Origin of the sequence: Paenibacillus camelliae (assembly GCF_023715345.1) — a bacterium.
GTDB classification, from domain to species: domain Bacteria; phylum Bacillota; class Bacilli; order Paenibacillales; family Paenibacillaceae; genus Pristimantibacillus; species Pristimantibacillus camelliae.
Genome location: NZ_JAMBNY010000001.1, coordinates 897,615 through 919,951, shown reverse-complemented (window position 1 = coordinate 919,951; position 22,337 = coordinate 897,615). Strand labels below are relative to the sequence as shown.

The 22,337-nt window shown below is 43.6% G+C and carries 21 protein-coding genes; 13 read left to right on the top strand and 8 right to left on the bottom strand.

Features of this window, described 5'->3' with window-relative positions; translation table 11 throughout:
* Positions 1–42 precede the first annotated feature (42 nt).
* The 10 genes from M3180_RS04245 (at position 43) to M3180_RS04200 (ending at position 9,289) form a co-directional block, all read left to right on the top strand.
* Positions 43–624 carry a cob(I)yrinic acid a,c-diamide adenosyltransferase gene (locus M3180_RS04245; RefSeq protein WP_251666038.1) on the top strand — a complete coding sequence of 194 codons (582 nt, stop codon included), beginning with the start codon at positions 43–45 and terminating at the stop codon, positions 622–624.
* On the top strand, positions 614–1,651 hold the full coding sequence (locus M3180_RS04240; protein WP_349774461.1) for an RluA family pseudouridine synthase: 1,038 nt from the start codon (positions 614–616) through the stop codon (positions 1,649–1,651). Before M3180_RS04245 ends, M3180_RS04240 begins: the two co-directional genes overlap by 11 nt.
* Entirely contained in the window at positions 1,648–2,010 is a 363-nt protein-coding gene (locus M3180_RS04235) for an arsenate reductase family protein (protein WP_251666037.1), read from the top strand. The genes M3180_RS04240 and M3180_RS04235 overlap by 4 nt, the downstream gene beginning before the upstream one ends.
* A 1-nt stretch (position 2,011) precedes the next feature.
* Positions 2,012–3,208 carry an aminotransferase class I/II-fold pyridoxal phosphate-dependent enzyme gene (locus M3180_RS04230; protein WP_251666036.1) on the top strand — a complete coding sequence of 399 codons (1,197 nt, stop codon included), beginning with the start codon at positions 2,012–2,014 and terminating at the stop codon, positions 3,206–3,208.
* An 11-nt stretch (positions 3,209–3,219) separates the two neighbouring features.
* On the top strand, positions 3,220–4,116 hold the full coding sequence (locus M3180_RS04225; RefSeq protein ID WP_349774462.1) for a 5'-3' exonuclease: 897 nt from the start codon (positions 3,220–3,222) through the stop codon (positions 4,114–4,116).
* 246 nt (positions 4,117–4,362) lie between these two features.
* On the top strand, positions 4,363–4,821 hold the full coding sequence (locus M3180_RS04220) for a chemotaxis protein CheX (RefSeq protein ID WP_251666035.1): 459 nt from the start codon (positions 4,363–4,365) through the stop codon (positions 4,819–4,821).
* An 82-nt stretch (positions 4,822–4,903) separates the two neighbouring features.
* Positions 4,904–5,683, top strand: coding sequence for an SDR family NAD(P)-dependent oxidoreductase (locus M3180_RS04215; RefSeq protein WP_251666034.1), 780 nt, complete (start codon positions 4,904–4,906; stop codon positions 5,681–5,683).
* Between the two features lie 52 nt (positions 5,684–5,735).
* Positions 5,736–7,184: a DEAD/DEAH box helicase gene (locus M3180_RS04210; protein WP_251666033.1), complete on the top strand. Its 1,449-nt coding sequence runs from the start codon at positions 5,736–5,738 to the stop codon at positions 7,182–7,184.
* 102 nt (positions 7,185–7,286) lie between these two features.
* Positions 7,287–8,042 (top strand): ABC transporter ATP-binding protein, encoded by a 756-nt coding sequence (locus M3180_RS04205; RefSeq protein ID WP_251666032.1) that lies wholly within the window; start codon positions 7,287–7,289, stop codon positions 8,040–8,042.
* Entirely contained in the window at positions 8,042–9,289 is a 1,248-nt protein-coding gene (locus tag M3180_RS04200; protein WP_251666031.1) for an ABC transporter permease, read from the top strand. The genes M3180_RS04205 and M3180_RS04200 overlap by 1 nt, the downstream gene beginning before the upstream one ends.
* 101 nt (positions 9,290–9,390) lie before the next feature.
* On the opposite strand, the gene M3180_RS04195 is transcribed toward M3180_RS04200, so the two are convergent.
* Positions 9,391–10,698 (bottom strand): aminotransferase class I/II-fold pyridoxal phosphate-dependent enzyme, encoded by a 1,308-nt coding sequence (locus tag M3180_RS04195; protein ID WP_251666030.1) that lies wholly within the window; start codon positions 10,696–10,698, stop codon positions 9,391–9,393.
* A gap of 271 nt (positions 10,699–10,969) precedes the next feature.
* On the opposite strand from M3180_RS04195, the gene M3180_RS04190 reads away from it, so the two are divergent.
* A complete protein-coding gene (locus M3180_RS04190; protein WP_251666029.1) occupies positions 10,970–11,755 on the top strand; it encodes a helix-turn-helix domain-containing protein in 786 nt (261 codons plus the stop codon).
* A gap of 98 nt (positions 11,756–11,853) precedes the next feature.
* Here M3180_RS04190 and M3180_RS04185 read toward each other — a convergent pair whose 3' ends face one another.
* The 7 genes from M3180_RS04185 to M3180_RS04155 form a co-directional block, all read right to left on the bottom strand.
* The gene (locus tag M3180_RS04185; protein WP_251666028.1) at positions 11,854–12,651 is read right to left on the bottom strand and encodes a phosphatidylserine decarboxylase; all 798 of its coding nucleotides are present in this window, start codon (positions 12,649–12,651) and stop codon (positions 11,854–11,856) included.
* A gap of 149 nt (positions 12,652–12,800) precedes the next feature.
* Positions 12,801–13,904, bottom strand: coding sequence for a YheC/YheD family endospore coat-associated protein (locus M3180_RS04180; RefSeq protein WP_251666027.1), 1,104 nt, complete (start codon positions 13,902–13,904; stop codon positions 12,801–12,803).
* Positions 13,864–14,355 carry a GNAT family N-acetyltransferase gene (locus tag M3180_RS04175; protein ID WP_251666026.1) on the bottom strand — a complete coding sequence of 164 codons (492 nt, stop codon included), beginning with the start codon at positions 14,353–14,355 and terminating at the stop codon, positions 13,864–13,866. The genes M3180_RS04180 and M3180_RS04175 overlap by 41 nt, the downstream gene beginning before the upstream one ends.
* Before the next feature lie 94 nt (positions 14,356–14,449).
* Positions 14,450–15,583, bottom strand: a complete 1,134-nt coding sequence (locus M3180_RS04170) for a YheC/YheD family endospore coat-associated protein (RefSeq protein ID WP_251666025.1) — start codon at positions 15,581–15,583, stop codon at positions 14,450–14,452.
* On the bottom strand, positions 15,583–16,956 hold the full coding sequence (locus M3180_RS04165; protein WP_251666024.1) for a YheC/YheD family endospore coat-associated protein: 1,374 nt from the start codon (positions 16,954–16,956) through the stop codon (positions 15,583–15,585). Before M3180_RS04165 ends, M3180_RS04170 begins: the two co-directional genes overlap by 1 nt.
* A 62-nt stretch (positions 16,957–17,018) precedes the next feature.
* Entirely contained in the window at positions 17,019–18,140 is a 1,122-nt protein-coding gene (locus M3180_RS04160) for a YheC/YheD family endospore coat-associated protein (protein WP_251666023.1), read from the bottom strand.
* Entirely contained in the window at positions 18,100–19,533 is a 1,434-nt protein-coding gene (locus M3180_RS04155; RefSeq protein WP_251666022.1) for a YheC/YheD family endospore coat-associated protein, read from the bottom strand. Before M3180_RS04155 ends, M3180_RS04160 begins: the two co-directional genes overlap by 41 nt.
* A gap of 156 nt (positions 19,534–19,689) precedes the next feature.
* Here M3180_RS04155 and M3180_RS04150 point away from each other — a divergent pair, with 156 nt between their 5' ends.
* Together M3180_RS04150 and M3180_RS04145 are read left to right on the top strand one after the other, a co-directional pair.
* Positions 19,690–19,992: a hypothetical protein gene (locus M3180_RS04150; RefSeq protein ID WP_251666021.1), complete on the top strand. Its 303-nt coding sequence runs from the start codon at positions 19,690–19,692 to the stop codon at positions 19,990–19,992.
* Positions 19,993–20,183: 191 nt separating this feature from the next.
* Positions 20,184–21,554, top strand: a complete 1,371-nt coding sequence (locus tag M3180_RS04145) for a DRTGG domain-containing protein (RefSeq protein WP_251666020.1) — start codon at positions 20,184–20,186, stop codon at positions 21,552–21,554.
* Positions 21,555–22,337 lie beyond the last annotated feature (783 nt).

The window sequence follows — 22,337 nt, the reverse complement described above, 5'->3', positions numbered from 1 at the left end:
TCGAGCCTGTTGCTATAACGACATCTATTTAGGAGGTTTAATATGAAGCTATATACACGTGGCGGCGATAAAGGATTAACTAGCTTAATCGGAGGTAGAGTGCTCAAAACGAATGCAAAGGTTGAGGCTTATGGTACGATTGATGAGCTGAACAGCTTTGTAGGCTTAGCGGCTGCTAAAGCGGATTCTATGAATGAGACAGCACGAATTGCAGAGCAGCTTGCACATATTATGCATGAGCTGTTTGACGCCGGATCTGATTTAGCATATGCACAGGCTGGTCATCCTTTTAAGCTGACAGAGGAATCCATCGCACGACTTGAGGAATGGATCGATGAACATACAGCAGCTAGTCCAGAGCTAACAAAATTTATATTGCCAGGGGGCTCTGAGCTGTCTGCCGTGCTGCATATTTGTCGTACCGTATGTCGCCGTGCTGAGAGAGAAACGGTGGCGCTTGCACAGCAGCAGGAAGATATGAACGAAGCGGTGCTTGCCTATTTGAATCGATTATCTGACTACTTTTTTGCAGCTGCTAGACGAGCGAACGCTTTGCTGCAAATAGAAGATGTACAATATATTAGAAGTGCTGACGTATTTAAAGGAAAGAAGCATGACAATTAAATGGACTGGTCGAGTTGAAAAGCATACAGATACAACTGGTGAAAAACAGGATTATGGCATAGAAGAAAACATGGAGTTATTAGAAGATTATTATGAGCCTTTAACGGTCATTGCTACAAGTGATGACGATGGGAAGACTGTTCGTGAGGTGCTGGAAAAAGCCTTCGGTGTGTCCAGCAAGCTGCTTGCTGCTGCAAGAACGACAGATTATGGCTTGACCATCAATGAAGAGAGAGTCTATATCTCTGCACCTGTACGAACTGGAGAAGCGGTTAGACTTAGGCAGCTAAGAGAGCAGTCGGAGGATATATTGCCACAGTCTATGCCGCTCTCTATTGTGTATGAGGATAATGAGCTGCTTGTCGTTAATAAGCCTGCTGGCATGATTGTCCATCCAACGCATGGCCACTATACGAATACGCTAGCCAACGGGGTCGTTGCTTATTGGAATGAGAAAAATGAAAGATTTCGATTTCGCCCCATTCATCGCTTGGATGAGGAGACATCAGGACTTGTCGTTATAGCGAAAAATGCTTATATTCATCACCAGCTGTCAGAGCAGATGCAGCAAGGGAAAGTGGATAAATATTACATGGCACTCGTTTATGGTGTGCCAAAACCAACACAAACCATGATTGATGCTCCAATCGACCGTGATCTGCTGAACCCACATTTGCGAGTCGTTACGCCAGATGGATACCCATCTCAGACTCTCTATACGGTCAAGCAATCGTTTATGTGGAAGGACGATGAAGAGGTGAGCCTAGTTAAGCTCAAGCTTATAACAGGGCGTACGCATCAAATCCGCGTCCACATGCAGAGCATAGGTCATCCACTAATTGGTGATAAGCTATATGGAAATCGCAGAATAGCGGAGCTGGAATCGAGCATTTCAAGACATGCCTTGCATGCTCAGAGTATTAGATTCATTCACCCGAAAACTAAGCAACTCATGGAGTGTCATGCACCGATTCCAGAGGATTTTCAAAATATATTGAACACGATGCAGGAAGGAACTCAAAAATGAAACAGCTAACGATCTATGAATATCCTAAATGCGGAACATGCCGCAGTGCAGTAAAAACATTAAAGGGACTTGGACGAGAGCTTGATCAAAGACATATTGTCGAAGCTCCACCTACGGTAGCACAATTGAAGGAGCTGCTAGCAATAAGCGGCGTTGAACTGAAAAAGTTCTTTAATACATCTGGTGATGTATATCGTTCAATGGGATTAAAGGACAAGCTAGCTTCCATGTCAGAGGAGGAGCAGTTGGAGCTGCTTGCATCGAACGGAATGCTAATTAAGCGTCCGATTGTAACCGATGGAGAGAAGGTCACAATCGGTTATAAGGAAGAGCTGTACAAGGAAGCATGGGGGGAATAATGTGGTTCAGCTATTATCGCAATTAGGCTCTTCAATATTTTCAGAGGTAGCTGCGTGGAAGCGTCAGGCCGTAGCTGACGGCATAGATGTTATTGATCTAGGTATTGGCAGCCCTGATCAAGCGCCTTCGGTAAAGGTGAGACAAGCGTTGTCACAGCTCGTGCTGCAAGAGGACATGTATGCTTATCCTGCATTGAAAAGTGGGCTGCCATTTCGTAGCAAAGCAGCAGAATGGATGAGCCACCGATTCGGTGTAACGGTCGATCCAGCTACGGAAATATGCACACTAGCAGGTTCACAGGATGGACTAGCTCATCTCGCAATGGCTATAGCCGAGCGAGGTACAATAGCTATTGTGCCAGATCCAGGTTACCCGATCTATAATGCAGCACTCGCTCTTGCAGGAGTTGAGCCGTATTTTATACCGCTAGTAGAGGAGCATCGTTATTTGCCGCAGCTGGAATCTATTCCTGAGGATATATGGCAGCGTGCGTCGTTTATGCTGCTAAATTACCCCAACAATCCGATAACAGCTGTTGCAGACCTTACCTTCTATGAACAGCTCATCGCCTTCGCCAAGCAGGAAAACATACTCATCGTTCATGATCTTGCTTATTCAGAGATGGGGTATGATGGCGTTATGCCGCCAAGTATTTTGCAGGTTGAAGGTGCCAAGGATATTGCCGTCGAGTTCCATTCATTGTCGAAGAGCTTCAATATGGCTGGCTGCCGTATCGGATTTTTAGTTGGTCAACAGGCAGCGGTAGCGGCGTTAACAGAGCTTAAGGCAAACATCGACTATGGCGTTTTTGATCCGATACAGGATGCGGGGATTGTTGCCCTTGATGAGGCGATGCACGATGAGCAATTCGTACGAGCTGGCGATATCTATCAGCGGAGACGTGACGCTTTCATAGAACGGCTGCATCATGCTGGCTGGCTAGTTACGCCGCCACAGGCGACGATGTTCGTATGGGGTAGATTACCTGCATTAAGCAGCGGGGATCGCCCAGATGGTCGCTGGAGCTCTCGTATGTTCGCAAAGCGCTGTCTTGAGGAGACTGGAGTTGTCGTAATTCCAGGAGATGCCTTTGGCAGTCAAGGGGAAGGATATGTTAGAATTGCTTTAGTAGAAAGTGAGACTCGTCTCATAGAGGCGGCGGATCGCTTAGGGCAAATTATTCAAAAGTACGCTTGAAGGAGAGATGGATAGTGAGCAGCAAGCGTCGTTATTTATTAATAGACGGAATGGCTATATTATTTAGAGCTTATTTTGCTACATCGTTTACCGGGAAAATTAGAAGGACAAGCAGTGGCATCCCTGTAAATGGCGTGCATGGCTTTGTTCGTTATTTTGCTGATGCGATTCAAACCTATCAGCCCACGCATGTCATATGCTGCTGGGATATGGGATCGACAACGTTTCGTACAGAGCAATTCGGTGATTACAAAGGAAACAGACCAGCTGCACCGGAGGATCTAATTCCGCAGTTTGATCTCGTAAAGGAAGTCGTTAGCAGCTTTGATGTGCCGAATATCGGACTTGTAGGCTACGAGGCAGACGATTGTATGGGAACATTGGCTTCTCGCCTTGGCAAAGAGCACGAGGTTGTCATCGTAACGGGCGACCATGATATGCTTCAGCTCATCGAGGAGCAGGTGCATGTTGCCATTATGAAAAAAGGTATCGGAAACTATCAGCTTTATACGCTGCAAACATTATTCGAAGAAAAAGGACTTACGCCAGCACAGGTGATAGATGTTAAAGGGTTAATGGGAGATACAGCTGATAATTATCCAGGTGTAAAAGGCATCGGAGAAAAAACAGCCTACAAGCTGATTCAGCAATTTGCTTCGATTGAAGGTCTGCTTGATAATCTTGATCAAATCTCACCGACCGTGCGTAAGAAGATTGAAACTGATCTGGATATGCTGCATCTGTCTCGTAAACTGGCAACGATCCATTGTGAGGCACCGCTAGATGAGCTTGACGATGAGCATTGTCGCTGGTGCTTTAGCAGAGACCAAGTACATCAGAAGTTTGAAGAGCTGGAATTTGGTAGCTTGGTTAAAGTAATAGAGAAACTTGAGCTTGTAAATATATAAAGCTATCATATATTTAATACTATTTTTGGACTAATTCTTTTGTCATGACAACGACAGAAAAATTAGTCTTTTTTTTTTTTTTTTATAGAAAAAACGGGGAAATTAGGTATTTAGTTCTTCATAAAGTCATGTCTGTACTGAAATAAAAAATCAATTCTCTTAAAATTTAGTATACTTGGCCTACATGATCGGTTATAATGGTAGCTAAGGGCTTGGTCGTAGATCTAATAGAGGGGAGTAACGAAATTGAAGGCAGAATATATAAACCCGTTTTTGGAATCAGCTCAGTCCGTAATAGAGCAAGTCGTTCAAGTTCGTCCTTCGACAGGGGCGGTATCGGTAAAAAATATTAAGTTCGTTGAGCGTTATATCTGGATACATATTGGTGTGAACGGACAGATGAACGGAGACATTATCTTTGGCCTGCAAGAGGATGTTGCACTAAAGATGATATCAGCAATGATGGGCGGTTACGCAATTTCAGAGCTTGACGAGATGGGGAAAAGCGCGATATCTGAGCTAAGCAATATGATTAGCGGTAATGCTAGTACAATATTGTACAATCAAGGAATGGCGGTTGATATTACTCCTCCTAGAATTGTTGAGATGGCACAGGCGGCCGGCTTTGAATCCTCAAAAGCATTAACTGTTCCATTGATTATTGATGGAATTGGCGAACTAGATATTCAAGTGTTAGTTTCATAGTTAATAGCTCCTTTTAGGAGCTTTTTTTGTTTTTTTTTGCGTAAAATTAACGTATGAAGTACACTGTTGAAGGGTGATGCTGATGTTAAATAACAAAGTAATCGTTATTACTGGTGCTACGAGTGGTATTGGCGCATTGCTTGCAAGAGAGACAGCAAAGCTAGGGGCGAAGACGATCATTACGGGCAGAAACGAAGAACGTTTGAAGCTAGTAGCGTCTGAGCTTGGTGAACAAGGTGCCTATTATGTAATGGATGTGAATGATGCTGATCAAATCATACAGACCTTTCATCATATTGTACATAGCTATGGAAAAATTGATATTATTGTAAATAATGCAGGATATGGCTTGTTTGCTTCCATTGAGGAGCTTAGCTTAGAGATGTATGAGAAGATGATGGATACGAATTATATGGGAATCGTTCGATGTACGAAGCTAGTATTACCGTATATGGTGGAGGCTGGCGGTGGGCATATTGTTAATATTGCTTCACTTGCCGGACGCATTGGATCTGCCAAATCAACCTCTTACACTGCAACGAAGCATGCTGTACTTGGCTTTACCAATTCCCTGCGAATGGAGCTGCGAGCGCGTAAGCTGCCGATTGCCGTTTCTGCGGTAAATCCCGGGCCGATCCGGACACCTTTCTTTCAAAAGGCGGATCCTAATGGGACGTATGCTAACAATATCAACTGGTTGATGATGGAGCCAGAATACGTAGTAAAGAAAATAATAAAGCTGCTACATACGAGGAGATCGGAGCTTAATTTACCTTACATGGCAGGCTTTGGTCTTAAGCTGTACGGATTATTCCCGAGGCTAATTGATAAGTTAGCTGGTGGCTGGTTGAATAAAAAATAGAGTGTCGCTCTACTTTAAAGGTTAGAGCTAAGGAAGGAAGAAGGAAGTTATTATGTCTAGTCATACATGGGCTGAGCTCGGTATAAACGAGAAGCTGATACATATTTTGAATGAGCAAGGGATAGAAAATCCAACGGAGGTGCAGCAATCAGCCATTCGTTTGCTGCTTGCCGGGAAAGATATCGGTGTCAAATCACAGACGGGCAGTGGTAAGACGCTAGCATTTTTATTGCCTGTATTGCAGCGCATTGACGCATCGTCTAAATCAATACAAGCAGTTATTCTAGCGCCTACTCAGGAGCTTGCTATGCAAATTGTAAGAGTAGCTGAAGTATATGCAGAGCCGCTTGGAATAAAAATTCAGCAGCTGATTGGTGGAGCTGCAGTTAAACGTCAGATCGAAAAGCTGAAGCAAAACCCACAGCTTGTTGTGGGCACACCAGGTCGGATGAATGAACTTGTGAAAAGTAAAAGGCTAAAGCTGCATGCTGTAAAGTTTTTAATTATTGATGAAGCTGACCAAACCTTTGATCTAGGTTCTCCTGCTGATATGGAGCATTTGCTGTTTAGCATGAACAAGCATCGTCAAACGGCATTTTTCTCTGCTACCTATCCTGAAGTTATGGAACGTTACGAAGGCAGATGGATGAATAATCCTGAGCATATCGTAATCTCTCCAGCTGAAAAGGTGGCGAGCACAATTGAGCACTATTATATCGTATGTGATCAGCGCTCTAAGCTCGATTATGCGAGACGGTTGCTGCGAACAATTGAGGCGAGCCCAGCACTGTTATTCGTAAATGATACGAATCAAATTTCAAACTGGGAGACGAAGCTGAGGTTCGAAGGCTTTAAGGTGGAAGCGTTGTATGGAGAAGCAGATAAACAACGCCGTGCATCTACACTGTCTGCTTTCCGTGAAGGCAAGCTAGAAGCGATACTATCCACAGATGTGACAGCAAGAGGAATCGATATCGTAGATCTACCGCTCGTTATTCAGATCGAGCCTGCGATTGATGCCGATCATTATGTTCATCGTGCAGGTCGTACAGGGCGTATGGGGAAAAAGGGATTAGTCATCTCCATTATTACGACAAAAGAAAAGTTTATTATGGATAAATTTATGAAGCAGCTTAATATTACAATCGAAGAACGGATGCTGTTTAGAGGTAAGCTGCTGAATGAAGCACAAATTGCGGAGGCTACGCGTTACACACCATCTAAGTCAGGCAGCAGTAGTGCAGCGACTTCTAGTACTGAAAGACCTGCAAGAGCCAAAGCAACAACAACTAGCTCAGCTAAACCAACAACGAAATCCAAGGTTGCTTCCAGACAACAAGACGTAAGCAATGCCGAGCTTCAGCATAAACCAAGTCGTGTGAAATCCGACAAAAACAATCAAGCTCCGACTGCTTCAAAAAGCAAGAAGAAGAAAAATGAAGGCAAAAATAAAGGTGCACCAAAATGGCTGAAGCAAAAAAGACAGTCTGAAGAACAATAATTTATATCATTCCTAGAGGCTTCGTCCCCAAGATTGGTTTGGACAAGCCTCTTTTTGATAATGACTCAAAAATTCGTTAAACTGAAGATTAGAGGTGAGTGTATGAAAACGGTATTGCATGTAGAGCAATTAAGCGGAGGCTATAGTCCAAAGCGGGCGATCATTCATGATTTAAACATGGATATTAAAGAAGGCGAAATGATTGGTTTAATCGGTGTAAACGGCGCTGGAAAAAGCACAACCATAAAGCATATTTTAGGCCTAATGACGCCTCATCGAGGTGTGGTTACGATTAATGGAACAACCTTGGAGGAGGATGTTGAGCTATATCGCAGCAGCTACACCTATGTACCCGAAACACCAATTTTGTTCGATGAGCTGACGGTTGAAGAACATTTAAGACTGACAGCCATGGCTTATGGTGTACCGCAGGAGCAATTTAGCCAGCGTGCAGAGCAATTACTGGAACGCTTCCATATGACGAAGAAACGCAAGGCTATCTCGGCGCATTTATCCAAAGGGATGAAGCAAAAGGTTATGATTATGAGCGCGCTTCTAGCCAAGCCATCCTTATTTATTATTGATGAGCCATTCCTTGGGCTTGATCCACTTGGTATAAGATCGTTACTTGAGGATCTTGTTGAGGTGAAGCACGCGGGGTCCGCCATATTAATGAGCTCTCATATCTTATCGACGGTAGAGCATTATTGTGATCGTTTTATGATGCTCGATCAGGGTCGAATCGTTGCTCAAGGCACGCTACAGGACATGCTACAGCAAGCATCACAGCATTCGCAGCAGAACGTTACGACACTGGAGGATGCGTTCTATGCGATGTTAAATGGAGGAGAAGCCTAATGAAGGAACCGTCCGGCGTGATTCAACTATGGTTTGAGCGGAAGCAAAGCTTTACGAAGGAGATTATTCCTTACATCCGATACATGATGATGAGTGGCTTGCCCGTTTTTTTATCATTGTTTGGCATTTTATTTGTCTATCGGTATGTGAATCTGCTTAAGGATGTTCCGCCACAGTTTCCAATCGCTTGGATAGGTGCAATCGTATTGACACCACTGCTATGCTATAGCCCTCTGCGCACGTTTTTACGAGAGGCGGATGTAATTTATTTAATGCCAATGGAGCATAAGCTGTCAGGTTATTTAAAGCAGTCAATGATTCGCTCCTTACGCAACAGCACGCTGCTGCTGCTCGCCGTATTGCTTGTTTTTTGGCCGCTATATCGGCAAGGTGAAGGCTATATCGGCATATGGTTTGCTGTTATTCTATTAGTGCTAAAGGCCTTTAATGCTTATAGCGGATGGCAAGAGCGAAGGCTAATTTGGAACAATCACCGCTTTATATTTCGAATCATTCGTTGGTTACTCATGTTTGGCATTGTGCTGGCATGGCTAAAACAGGACTCATTCTCGTTTGCTCTGACTATCGTATACTCGATATGTGCAGTTGCGTTACTTTATACGTGCTATCGAATGATGCGAAAGTCTTCATTTCCATGGGGACGATTGATCGACGAGGAGAAGTTCACGATACGTAGACTGTATTCATTTTTTAACTGGTTCTCTGATGTACAGGCAGTGCCTCCCATCGTTAAAAAGCGATATTATTTAGCTTGGCTGATTCGACTCGTTCCGTACCGCAAAGCTTCAACCTTTGTGTATCTGCATCTGATTACCTTCGTTCGTACAGAAATCGGTGGCATCTGTATACGGCTCGTTATACTAGGGGGATTAGTGAATTATATGGTAGCAGATAGCTTGGGGTTGCAGGGCTGGGGTGCCGTACTAAGCTTGCTCTTTTTTAGTATGCTGGTTACCATTCAAAGCGGAACGTTAAGAAGCGCTCATCGCCACGCAATATGGAAGGATATTTTTCCACTATCTGTGACACTGCAGCAAAAACAGCTCGTGCACGTAGAGTGCCTGATTAACTATATTCTAATCTTTATATTGTGGCTGCCAACGTTCCCAATGTGGGGAGGGCATGCTTACCAGTTAATCGTCATGCTGGCCATTGTATTAGTATTTCCGCTCATTCGTGCAATGCAGCTTCAGTCCGCACTGCGAAAGGCAGAGGAGCTCGATTGATTGTACATTAGCTGCCAGCAAGCCATTAAAGCTGAATCATTCATGCAAAAAGGGGATAGATGAGACAGTTGATTCTGTCATATCTATCCCCTTTTTATCAATTAGGCTTGCTGGCTTACTTCTTGCACTGCTTTATAAATCGAATCGAACAGCTCCTCTAGCTGATCAGTCTCGATACAAGAGAAAGCAACGCGAAGATCTGTTTCACCTAGGGCGATCGTACCAATTCCATACTCGTCAAGCAAGTGCTTGCGAACAGCATCTGCTGAAACATGGCTAAGCTTTAAGCACATAAAGTAGCCCGAGTTGAATGGATAGTACTGCAGTGTGTCGCCATAGCGTCCGCTATCCAGCAAATCTTTAACTGTGTTTGCACGCTTTTTCATAATTTCGAATTTCTCTGCTTTTTGCTGTTCGAATTCTGGTGATTTTAATGCATGCAGCACAAAGGTTTGAGAAGGATGCGGTCCACTGGAAATCGTAGAACGTATGACACCCATTGTTTTTTGCTCAAGTGCAGCGAGTGCTGCTTTTGAAGAAGAAGCATAAGTAATAAAGCCTACTCGAAAGCCCCAAACATACTCTTCCTTCGTAGCTCCATCAACCTTCACAGCAAGCACATTATCATGTAGATCTGCTAGCTTGCCGAATAATGATTCCTGCATGGAATCTTCAAAGAATAGACCGAAATAAGCATCATCCGTTACGGCAACGACTTTAATGCCTTCTTCTGCAGCTGCTTTAATGGCAGCTATGATTGCGTTTCCGTCCTGTACATCCGGTGTGTAGCCTGTAGGGTTGTTAGGGAAATTCAAGATGACAATCGCTTTTCCATTATCCTTTTGTGCAAGTAACGCTTTCTTCAAGCCTTCGCTATTGAAGCGCAGCTCGTCGTTATACAAAGGGTATTCAACTATGTTGGCATTACGGCGAATGCCGAATGTCAATTCATAGTTTTCCCAGTTTTTGTCGGGTATAATAACCGCATCGCCATTGTCAGCAAACAAATCAGCTACGATGCTAAGACCATGCGTCAATGCATTCGTAACAATCGGATTACTGAACTCAGCTTTTATCGATGCCAATGAAGGGTTATCCTTCACCATTTTTTCTCGCCATGCACTACGCAGCTCGGGCTTCCCGGCAGGCGGAGCATATTCATATAGATCTTTTGGATGATAAGCGCTCAATGTATCCTGAATCACCTTTAGATGCATCGGCACGCCGTCCTCAGTAGCAATACCAATAGTCGCATTGTACTTATTTGCCTTTGCCTTCGCTTCCGCAGATTGGCTAAGAATACCTTCTTTAGGGAAATAGATTGCTTTCCCAAGACTAGACAACATGTTATAGACAGCAGGATTTTCTTGCTGCAGGGTCTCATTAAGTTGTTGAGCTAATGGGTTCATGGATTTCATTCCATCCTTCCGAAATCAATCATATTTATAGGTTAGTGCAGTCGCCCATAATTATATCATTAAACCGTCTGCCAGACCATTGTATGAAAAAAATATTTTAAGATTGTTAATTTGCAGTTTTTTTCTGTTGAACCTTTACTCAGATTAATTATAATAAAGTATATACAGATTTTCTTTTGCACAAATTGTATACTGTTTGTTAAGCTCTGTATGCATTATGACGCGGCAATGTAGATACTAATAGATATAGGAGGGGTCAGCGATGCTTGATATTTCGCCGGAGAAGTTAACGCTTAAGCCTGCTTTTGCTAAAATCGTGTGCGAACCAGGCTGGAGGTGGGCACGACGTGAAAAGCCGATGCCGAACTTTGATTTGTTCTATGTGTGGAGCGGGGAAGGCGAAGTCGAGGTGAATGGTGTACATCATGAAGTAGGCCCAGGAAGCTGTTTCCTATTCCGTCCAGGAGATTACACAAGTGCGACGCATAATCCACAGAAGCCACTTGTTTTAACGTATATCCACTTTTCGACCGATGAGCCAGTAGAAGTTATTCCGAAACGTTATCGTTTATTGAAGGATACGGTGGATTTTGAATTTTTATTATCTCGTTATGTGCGATTGTTTCTTATCCAAACCTTTGCTGCAGAAGAAGAGGCGAAGCTTGTTTTAAAGCAAATCATGATTCATTTGCTTCGCGCGGACTTCCAGACACCAGTAGAGAAAAAAGCGAGCAATCAACTAACGGAAGCCATTCATGAGGTAGCAAACTTTATCCGCCAGAATCCAAGTGTAGCGCACCGTGTGGAGGATTTGGCGATGCGAGCCCAGCTGTCACCACGCTATTTCTCCATGAAATTCCGTGAGGTGCTAGGCATGTCAGTACAAACCTACATGATCCGCACGCGTATTGATCGAGCGCAATATTTGCTAACTCACGCAGGGATGAATGTTACTGAGGTTGCTGATGCACTTGGCTATCGTGATATATTTTTCTTTAGTCGTCAATTTAAGCAATACACTGGAAAAAATCCATCAGAGATTAGATAACAAAAGCTGCATGCAGAATTGTTCATTACAATCTGTTCATGCAGCTTTTTGTTTTAAGCTTATTTTGTTATGTTGTAGCGTTTAGCATGTGACATGTTTTACTGTGAATCAGCTCGCTGCAGCAAGCCCAATCTTTGTCCCATACGAACCTTCGTATTAGGTTTAATAGCGTGGTCAACTTCAAATGTTCCAGTTTCCATCAAAAGTACAACGGTTGAACCGAAGGCAAAGTATGCAAGCTCTTCTCCGCGTTCAACGGTCTCTTTATGCGGATCGACATAAAATATACTGCTTACATTCATCGCTCCAACCTTAACTGCAGCTACAGTGCATTGCTCGGTCTTAATATATGTGATTAGTCGCTCATTGCGGCTCAGCACTGCCTTCATATGAGTTAGCCCAAAGTGGTTAACAGGATATACTTTGCCGGGAAGGTGTACCTTGCCTACGATACTCCCTGCAGCAGGAGCATGAATTCTGTGATAATCTGTTGGACTTAAGTAGAGTACCATATAATAGCCGTGCTCATAGCTTTTGCTTTGCTTTTCATCGGCAAGCAGCTCTGAGATCGAATAGTCTTGTCCTTTTACATTAAGCAGTAATCCTTTGTCAATTGGTCCGCAGCTCGTAATGAGCGCATCTACAGGAGATATGAGTGCTGATTGCTCTTGATCAATACTGCGCATGCCGTTCTTTAGTCGTCGTGTGAAAAATTCATTGAGTGTACGGTACTGATTTATCGGTTTTTCTGCTTCGTCGATATTGATTCCATATGTACGGGCGAACATTGGGATTAGGTATCTGCTTAATCGTGATTCCGCAAAGGCGCCTGTCAGTTTTGAGATCCATTTGCGAGAGGTAAGCTCGGTCATGGAGCGCAGTAGCCAAATTTTCATAGAAACATCCCTTCTAACGCTTTCATTCTTGAACTAAGTCTGCCATAATTACTCGTTAATTTCAATGTAAATTAGCCAGCATAGTTGCTGCACTTAAGTTAGTAAAAGCTAATTAAGAGCAAGCATCAACTGTGCTGGCAGCAAACGTATTACTGATTGAGTCGGTATAGATACTCATACTTTGCATATTCTAGTGGGCGTCTTATGGAATCGAAGTAACGCTCCAACTCACCGATTTCGCGGAAAACTTCGCGTGAAGGCTTCGGATTAAGCTCGATGATCCAGATACCGCCATCACGATCGATAGCTAAATCAATCGCGAGCTCACACAACTGATATCCTTCACCTTCCAAAAAGGAAGCGAGCTCTATCGCAAGTGTATTGATTTCTTCCTGTACTCGGCTTAGATCTACCTCAACATTAACGAAGCTCTGCATAAGCCTAGTCATTGCGACAGCAGATCCACCGCCGTGCAGGTTAGCTGTAATGCTGCGAGCTGCTCCAATTCGACCTGCACCACCTGTAACCATCCAGCTGCCATTCCCATCCTTCTGTACGAGAATTCGATAGTCATGCACTCTACCGTTACTTAGCGTCAGTGGAATTCCTTCTTGCACGAGATAGGACGTGGCGGTTACATTCCATTTATTTATAAAGTCCTTCAACGTAATAATCGAAACTGTTCGAGGCGAGATAATACGCCGGTTATGATCTCGACCTTGAACCTTTACGTTATTTCTAGTATGTCGTTCGATTCTTAGAATTCCCCGACCACCAGTTCCATTCACAGGCTTTACATAAACGACATTGTACTTCTTAAGCATTTGAATAAGATCACTATTTTTTTCATATTTAATGGTATGAGGTAAGTATTTCTTTATAAAGGGTGAAGTTAATAGTTTTTGATGCATCGTCCATTTATTACCGAGAGGGCGGTTCAAATAGTGAAGGTTAGAGAAACTGCTCTTGAAAACACGTAGTTCTTTCATTCGATGACTTTTTTGGATACGGCAGCGATCAAATATTAGATTGGGAATAGCTACCCACTGTCGAATCCATTTCATATTCTTTAGATCATAGATATGAGCTTTTACTTTTTTTCGTTTGGTAAGCACGTCTGAGGGCGTGAATACAATCACTTGAATATCGAGCTTGTCGCCTTCTATTGTCATTTGCTCATAAATTCTACGCTCCTCCAGAACACCAGCATCATTAAGATACAGGGTTAGAATTCCTAATATTAGGCGAGGCATTCATGAATCTCCTTTCAAACCGAAGGGTAGATTTACCAGTAGGCCCCTTGAACATTGCAACAGCATGCAGCTCATTGTTGAAGCATAGCGCAAGGCTAGCTACATTATCAATTGCAACCTGGCACGAAAATGAAGGAAGAGATTGAATTAATGCCTCCATCAGCTTGCTGCCAATTCCTCGCCGTCTTGCATCGGGATGAACGACGACGATACAGTGCCCGCTTCCATCTGCTATTGCATATGCAACGCCAAGTAGGGCTCCTTGTTCGGTGTAGGTAACAATGGAAGCAGGTGGAAGATGCTCCACCTGCACATTTAATTGCTCATTGGATAATGCTCGCAAGCTATGAAGCGAGGCAAGAGTAATTTTTTTCTCTCCGTAGCGCGTAATAAAATTAAGAATCCTAGCTCTATGCTTTTTCCAGGATTGAGACGTATGGTGACGAAGCATTATACATTGACCTCCTACAAGCTTTTTGTAAGATCATTGGTCAGCTTCTCAGTGAGAAAGATAATTTCGGAAGCATCCCTCTAACAACGCAAGATTAGTTCTCAAGCAAGTATTGACTGTATTGAAAAATACGCTGCAGTGATTTTTGGCGAATATGTGGCTCATCAAATTTCATTGGCTTAGAATTTGCTTCAAAAAACCATACATCTCCGCTCGTATCAACACCGATATCCATGGACATTTCACCTAGACGATGCTTCGAATGCTTTTCGATTTGTGAAGCGATGGTTACAGCAGCCATAGATACCTTCTCTACAATATTATGTGATTCATTCGTATTGAATGCGTATGCGAGTAATTTAGATGGTTCATCAATTCTTCCACCGCGAGGAACATGAGTCGTAATGCTAGTGCTTCCTGCGACACGAGCTCCGAGTCCAGTCATCTCCCACTGCCCATGTATATTTTTTTGGATGAGCACGCGTAGATCGAATTTCCGGTTGCGGTAGGTAGCTAGATCGATTCCTTGCTGTACAATGTAAGGCGTCTTCTCCATTTGGAGTAGGATCCTAGACCATAGCTTATTGAAGTTGACACAGTTATAGGATGTCGAGCTCGTTTTTTCTTGGATATTCAAACGATATGGTAGTGTGCTATCAGGCTTATGGGATATCATCATAATCCCTTTTCCTGCTTTTCCGCTTTCTGGCTTCAGATACAGAAATGAATGCTTACTCAGCATTTTCTCTAGCGTGCCCGGTCCAGAAAATCTCCTAGTATGAGGAAGATATTTTTTCGCTGAAGCAGAAGCCTTAAGCCACTTAAACAGCTCCCATTTGTTAAAAAAATAAGGGTTGAAAATCGTAATGCGCGGGTCTTTTTTACAAGCTCTTAGCTTATGTTTTACATAGCTTCTGCGCTCAATTTCACGATTAGGGATGCGATTGTAAATGATATTAGGAAACGGCATGAGCCGCTGTACCCATCTATTACTGGCGTGCTGGTATACAAATCCCCGCTGTCTTGATCCTTGCAGCGATAAACGTTCAACTGGCAAAACATAAACGATAAATCCCATCTGAGTTCCCATATTGATAAGGTCAATAAAGTTCCTACGATTTCCTCTTATTTGACCATTATGATCAGAGGATGTGAGTATCGCAAATACTTTGTCTTGTTGCTGCGGACTGTATACGGATGCTGCTGGAGTATCAAGGGCGGTTTCCATTATGCACCACCTCCCTGAAAGCGGCTAAGGTAGAGGCAGTGGTCCAAAATATAGTTCAAAGATTGCTTGCCTTCTCTCTTTAAATCGGGATGCTTGAAGATGGAGCGGCCAGGCTTTGCATTTGCTTCGAACATCCACACTTTCCCTTTCTTATCAATGCCAATATCTAATCCAAGCTCACCGATTCTATGCGGATAGTTTCGCTCAATGGCTTCAGACAGCTTTATTGCCACAGTCTTCGCTCGTTCTAATATTCTGTCAGAGCGTTGACCAAACGTCTGCTTTAACGCTTGTTCAGGCGTAAGAAGTGTACCTCCGTTTTTCATATGTGTCGTAACACTGCCGCGTCCTGCTTTTTTTGCACCAATTCCAACAGGCTTCCACTGATTATTGCCATCCTTATGCATATGGAAGCGGAAATCAACAGGGCATTTGTCGATTTCAATTAATCGAATCCCTTGCTGTGCAACATAATTTTTTAGCTCTGCACCGTGCTTGAGCAATAAACTACCGTACATTTTATCGAAGGTAGCGAACTTCAGCAGGGTGTTCGAATCATTTTTTCTATAGCGAACAAAGTAGCCTTTTTCCGGACGGTACGTAATGCGATAAATACCATAGCCGAGGCTGCCAGTGCCAGGTTTAAAGTAGATGAATGAATGCTTATGAAGCAGCTCCCGCATCGTTACCGGAGATGGATTATTTACAGATTCAGGCAAATGAGCTAATGCTTCTAAATCATTGCCAAGCAGCTCATACACATCCGCTTTGTTAAGAAAGCTCCAGTTGAAGATCGGAATTCCTTCATTCACGAGTCTTTCACGAAGCTGTGTCATTTCTTCTCCGATTTCTAGTCTGCGATTAGGTAAACGGTTATAAATGACATCGGGAAAGGCTACCTTTTTTCTAAACCAACTGCCGTGTGCATTAAGAAAATACCCATTAATTGTCTTATCTTGCCAATCGATATCATAAGGGGTGAAGCCAAAGGTGTAAGCTTTGTTATGTCCCGCCTTAATGACCTGCTTCACGAAGTTAGAGCGTGAGGTAAAGGGAGGTGATTCACCCGGCTTTAAGCTGTCCGTTAATATACCTACTAATGGACCGAGCTGAATATCATTGCCGCCATGCTGGAGAACATGTATGACACCGCTGGATGGTACTTTTATCTTCTTGCGAACATCGGTGGATAAAAAAATATGACGACCAGAGCGGTTTAAAGGTTTTATTATCGCTTTTATTTGTTCTTGCCCAAGGCGTATATGAAGCGGCTTAGACGAATTCAGATTTAGCTCCTGGATGAGTGGTCTTGATACATAAACAACCTGATCAGGTTGCTGTGAAAAGTGTATGTTGCACGTAATAAGACTCATCGAAGTACCTCCTGATAATTTGGGAGCAGCAGCTTATGAGCAGCTGCTCTGTTACTTTTATGCTATATTACTATTTGATTAGCTGTTACTCGCTGCTGTAAGTGCTTAGCATATTGCAGTGGACGTTCATTCTCGAGGTTATTGTTCACGCCAGAAAATGCTTGTCGTCCCGGCTTGCTATTACACTCTAATAACCATATGCTTCCTTGTGGAGTTATACCGAAGTCAAGTGCTAGTTCCCCAAATCTTCCAAAATGACTTTCAATGGCAGAAACAGTTTGCCCACTTATCATATGGATTTTATTAAGCAAACGTTCTGCTTTGTAGTCGCCCATTTTTGCTGCGAGCAGCGGCAAAGGCTCACTTGCTTCTCCTCCACCATGGATGTTAGATGTTAGTCCATTAGAAAAGCCTACTCTTGCCATACTTCCTGTTAGCTGCCATACGCCAGCAGCGTCCTTTTGCATCAGCACTCGAATATCAAAAGGCTTTTGATCCTCCGTCCGTAGCACCAAATATGGTTGAATCAAATACGCCAGCTCTTTTTTGAATCGGTATAGCCATTTTAATGCGTTCAGTTCATTGCTAAAGCAGGCATCTACCCGTTCATTGCGGAGGTTTCGACCACGAATCACATATTGCATCGTTGTACGATCATGCGTAATGTGCAGTACGCCCTTGCCATGCATCCCAGCTGCTGGCTTGACGACAACACCATCAGTATAGATCGAGAGCCATCTTGGAACGATAGACAACTTAGAAAGCTGCTCCGTATGTGGTAAATATGGAATTAACTCTTCAACCGTGCGCAATGCTTCGTATACCATTAGCTTGCTCGGCAGATTATTGTTGAAAAGCTTGTAATTTTTTTTTCGTTTTATTGCGTCGAGCGTATCTTCACAGGCTTGGCGCTGCCTAGCATTCGTAAAAAAACAACGATCATATACAATATCCGGAAGCTGCACGATTTCTCTTCGCCATACATTGCCGTAGAGGCGAAAGCCATATAAGCCTTGCTCTGTCCATTCTGAAGGTGAAAAAATGTATACATCGATATTTTGCATAGCTGCCGAGCGTGCCAGTTCCTTATAAAAAATAGGCTCTGGCATCACGATATGGACACCCTCAACCTGATTCTGTACATCAATCTTTGCGACGATTACGCCTAGATTTAACTTTCCCATGAGAATGTCTCCTTTCCCGGAAGCCTGATAAATGATTCGCATAGGCAACCAGCATACGCACAGATGGTCGTATTTTTTTGCTTAATGAGGATCGATTCACTTTTGATGGCTTTGAATTGACCTCAATTAGCCATATATCCCCTTGTACATCGACCGCCAAATCTACACCAAATTCAGCAAAATGCCCATCTACTCTCTCATCAAGTGCGTTAGCAATCGTCAAGGCTATCGCTTTTAATGAATGCTTTATCGTATCGTAACTAATATGCTTATCTAGATTTGTAAGGGGTAACGTATTCAAGACTGAATCGATGGAACCGCCTCTCGCAAGATTGGCTACAAAATTATCATTGCCTGCTGTTCTTGCAACGACGGAGGTTATGCTCCAATGACCTTGACCATTTTTTTGAACGAGTGCACGAAAATCAACAGGTCTTCGTCCATGTTGAATAAGAGACAAGCCCTGCTGAATTTGATATTTTCGTTTTGCAAGCTGCGGCTTTAAGACCTGATATAGTCGCTTGAGTGAAGTGAAGTTGTTAGCTTTTTGGTTAGTTGTGATTGCTCGTTCCAAGCTGAAAGTGCTGTTGGGTTGGGCAGTAATTCGAATAATTCCCCGTCCTAAGCTACCTTGAATCGGCTTAACGTAAGCAACCCGGTGCTTATTAATGAATTGCTCCAGTTGCTCATAGCTCGTTAGCAGCTCTGATTCAGGTAAATATTGTTTTACTGCTTCGTGATCAGCAAGGATATCAAACACTTCATGCTTATCAAGAAAACGTTCATTAAAAATTGAAATATCATAATAACGAGAAGTTTCATTTATCAACTTTTGAACTTGAAGCTGACCTTCAGCCTTTCTGTTCGGTAAACGATTGTAAATGACTTCAGGTAGCGGGAGTATAAGCTTTCTCCATTCCTCATCGTATGCCCAGCCAGACATCACTGTCCCGTACGTTGTTATTGCTTGAGGAGTGAAAAAATAAACGAATGTCCCGTTTTTTACACAAGCTTCGACGAGTTCAAGACAGAAAGCGCTAATGTTACCGAATGGCTGCTCAAGATTATCTGTAGTTTCCTTATTGATCATAACTGCGATCAATGGACCAAGCTTTAGTGTCGTTTGCTGCTCTTGATAGCTTAGTGCGAGCTTTAACTCTTTCTTTAATTGAGGTATCGATAGCAGCTGGGCCAATCTTGAGTGCATAGATAAGCCTTGCTTTTTATGATCAGGAAGTAAATGAACGGATTGCTTGGCAACGCCAAACTGAAGGCTGATATGCTGTGCCCTAGGTATCCCTTGCTGCTTCATCAGCTCTTCACTAATGACGATCGTGTCAGGTGAGAGAGAGTCTACGACATGAATTGGTACAATCGTTTTGGATTTCAGCATATATGAGCTCCTTTCGGACTAGCTCCGTGTTCAAGAGCTTGAATGCTGTATCATATGAAGACTTCGCATTGTTGGTGATACGCAGTAGACATATCTCATACGCTCCATGCATATGTATAACTAAAATTAAACTTGTACGAATGGGGGATGAATGGGATGAAACGTAAAATACTGCCGTTTATTAATTTGGGACTAGCTGTCGTGATGTTATTTTTCGCCTTACCGAAACTAGGTGCAGCCGCTGAACCATTAGGAAATGCATTCTGGATAGCATGGACTGCTCTGGCTGGATTAGCGATTGCAGCAAATGGCAATACCATTTTAATGAGTGAAGAAAAGCGTGAGCGCTTGCTTGCGATTAAACGTCATCGTGCATTGCGATTCGAACGAAAGCTCGCAGCTCTAGGATCAAAAGCAACAGCACGCAAGAAAAAGGAAAGAGTTAACGAATCAGCGTAGTATCGGAAAGCATGTTAATACACTTATATGCAGTCTTGGGGATGTCCAAAAAGTCGAAGCTATCACTTTTCGGATTTCCCTTTTTGTGTTGTGATCACGTAAACTATAATTATCCTTGCTATAATGATCATAAAGCTTGTTTCGCGCATTACGTTCTTATAAGGAACTCGCGAGGAGAAGGGGGATATGGAATGTCAACAGATCATGAATTTACATCATCTGCTTCTGAGGAAACCATGACGAAGCATGAAATGATCATTCAATATATACAACAATTAGCGATTGGGACGCGTATCTCTGTACGAGCGGTTGCGAAAGAGCTGAATGTAAGCGAAGGGACCGTATATAAAGCCTTTAAGGATGCAGAGACCGCAGGGCTTGTGTCAACCAAAGAAAGGATCGGCACAGTTCGTATCGATCGCAAGCGAAGAGAAGCGCTAGGTCAGCTTACGTTTCGTGAAGTAGCAGAAATCGTCGATGGTCGATTGCATGGGGGTTTATTAGGCATTGAGAAGACGCTGCAGAAGTTTGTCATCGGTGCAATGGAGCTGGAGGCTATGCTGCGCTACATCGGTCAATCCTCTTTGTTAATCGTTGGTAACCGTACAAATGTACATCGCAAAGCACTCGAGCAAGGAGCAGGCATACTGATTACCGGAGGATTTGAACCTGAGCGTGAAGTCATTGAGCTGGCGAATGAACTGCAGTTACCGGTGCTCTCAACTCGTCACGATACGTTTACCGTCGCTTCTATGATTAACCGAGCGATGTATGATCGTTTAATACGTCGTAAAATTATACTGCTTGAGGATATCGTAACCTTTACTAAACCGGCTGATGTTATGCATGTCGGACAAACAGTTGCTGAATATCATGCGTTGTTCAGAGAGACTGGCTCAGCTCGATTCCCAGTGCTAGACGAGCGGGGGAGAGTGGTGGGCATGATGACAGCAAAGGATGCGGCAGCAGCGGCAAATGATCATATCGGCGTAGATAAAGTGATGAGCAAGCACCCGATTACAGCCGCACCTAATATCACCGTAACATCGGCCGTTCATACGATGGCGCTGGAAGGGATAGATCTGCTGCCAATCGTCGATCGTCATCGTAAGCTATTGGCTGTAGTCACCCGTCAGGAGGTGCTAGATGCGATGCGCTTTGCTGGAAAGCAGCCTGAAAGTGGAGAAACATTTGAGCAGCTCATATGGACAGGCTTTGTCCTTCAATCAGAGGTTGTGCCAGAAGACGCGAGTGTGATCTATACCGGGAAGATTACGCCTCAGATGTCCGGTGCGCTTGGTATGGCGTCGGAAAGCATGCTCAGCACGCTGATGGCGCAAGCTGCACGCAATATGATTCGTGAAACGAGTAAGCGAGATTTTCTACTAGACAATATCAATACTTATTTTCTACATCCGATACCTATTGAAAGTGAAGTTTCTATTGTCACCAAGCCGCTCGAGCTTAGTCGCATGGTCACTAAAATCGAAATTGCCATCTATGATAATGGGAGGTTGGCGGGGAAGGCTATCCTAGCAGCACAAATGATCGACCCCTACTAAGATGAAGCTCAATAAGCTCGAATTTGATTACGAAGTTAAGCGTTGTAGTGGATTCGGCGTCGAATATGGCGCACTACCGAAAACTACGGTGCTCACGTACCAATTACCGTACGCTGCGCTCCTCGTTTTCTAGTAGCTCACCATCTTCTTGGTACTGAAATCCAAGCTTATTGAGCCTTTATTGAAAGAGGAAGCTTAAAAAGCACGACTTTGATGACGATGCTGTTTCGTGGCAGGTTACTCGACGTCGAATCTTGAACGCTACCGAAAACTGCGGTGCTCACGTACCAATTACTGTACGCTGCGCTCCTTGTTTTCTAGTATCGTCCAAGCTTCTTGGTCCTGAAAGCCGAGTTTTTAACCCTTATTGGAAGAGGTAGATTAAAAAGCACGACTTTGATGACGATGCTATGCATTGTACCGGGTTCTACGTTGATTATGCTGCAAGATGACCCCAGCGGAGCTCAATGTCTCGTGAGCGACCCTCATTCCGCAGGAATGTTCGAGCGAGGGAGACATTCGAGTGGAGCGCTGTCCAGCAATAGACCCACATGGCGCGCGCTCAAGCAGGAAACTTCCAGGATTAAGCTTAAGCTCTGAAAAAGACCCCAGTGAAGCATAATAGCCTCCAGCGCGACCCTCATTCCGTAGGAATGTTCGAGCGATGGAGGCTATTATGCGTAACGCTGAATGTTCGAGCGCTTGAGGCTATTGTGCGTAACGCTGAATGTTCGAGCGATGGAGGCTATTGTGCGTAACGCTACATCTGATGCAGACGATCCC

Excerpts from the sequence above, each read along its gene's own strand:
- M3180_RS04205 (WP_251666032.1), top strand. The coding sequence starts at position 7,287 with ATGAAAACGGTATTGCATGTAGAGCAATTAAGCGGAGGCTATAGTCCA.
- M3180_RS04200 (WP_251666031.1), top strand. The coding sequence starts at position 8,042 with ATGAAGGAACCGTCCGGCGTGATTCAACTATGGTTTGAGCGGAAGCAA.
- M3180_RS04175 (WP_251666026.1), bottom strand. The coding sequence starts at position 14,355 with ATGCTTCGTCACCATACGTCTCAATCCTGGAAAAAGCATAGAGCTAGG.
- M3180_RS04240 (WP_349774461.1), top strand. The coding sequence starts at position 614 with ATGACAATTAAATGGACTGGTCGAGTTGAAAAGCATACAGATACAACT.
- M3180_RS04195 (WP_251666030.1), bottom strand. The coding sequence starts at position 10,698 with ATGAACCCATTAGCTCAACAACTTAATGAGACCCTGCAGCAAGAAAAT.
- M3180_RS04150 (WP_251666021.1), top strand. The coding sequence starts at position 19,690 with ATGAAACGTAAAATACTGCCGTTTATTAATTTGGGACTAGCTGTCGTG.
- M3180_RS04245 (WP_251666038.1), top strand. The coding sequence starts at position 43 with ATGAAGCTATATACACGTGGCGGCGATAAAGGATTAACTAGCTTAATC.
- M3180_RS04170 (WP_251666025.1), bottom strand. The coding sequence starts at position 15,583 with ATGGAAACCGCCCTTGATACTCCAGCAGCATCCGTATACAGTCCGCAG.
- M3180_RS04210 (WP_251666033.1), top strand. The coding sequence starts at position 5,736 with ATGTCTAGTCATACATGGGCTGAGCTCGGTATAAACGAGAAGCTGATA.
- M3180_RS04155 (WP_251666022.1), bottom strand. The coding sequence starts at position 19,533 with ATGCTGAAATCCAAAACGATTGTACCAATTCATGTCGTAGACTCTCTC.
- M3180_RS04190 (WP_251666029.1), top strand. The coding sequence starts at position 10,970 with ATGCTTGATATTTCGCCGGAGAAGTTAACGCTTAAGCCTGCTTTTGCT.
- M3180_RS04165 (WP_251666024.1), bottom strand. The coding sequence starts at position 16,956 with ATGAGTCTTATTACGTGCAACATACACTTTTCACAGCAACCTGATCAG.
- M3180_RS04160 (WP_251666023.1), bottom strand. The coding sequence starts at position 18,140 with ATGGGAAAGTTAAATCTAGGCGTAATCGTCGCAAAGATTGATGTACAG.
- M3180_RS04185 (WP_251666028.1), bottom strand. The coding sequence starts at position 12,651 with ATGAAAATTTGGCTACTGCGCTCCATGACCGAGCTTACCTCTCGCAAA.
- M3180_RS04235 (WP_251666037.1), top strand. The coding sequence starts at position 1,648 with ATGAAACAGCTAACGATCTATGAATATCCTAAATGCGGAACATGCCGC.
- M3180_RS04145 (WP_251666020.1), top strand. The coding sequence starts at position 20,184 with ATGTCAACAGATCATGAATTTACATCATCTGCTTCTGAGGAAACCATG.
- M3180_RS04215 (WP_251666034.1), top strand. The coding sequence starts at position 4,904 with ATGTTAAATAACAAAGTAATCGTTATTACTGGTGCTACGAGTGGTATT.
- M3180_RS04180 (WP_251666027.1), bottom strand. The coding sequence starts at position 13,904 with ATGCCTCGCCTAATATTAGGAATTCTAACCCTGTATCTTAATGATGCT.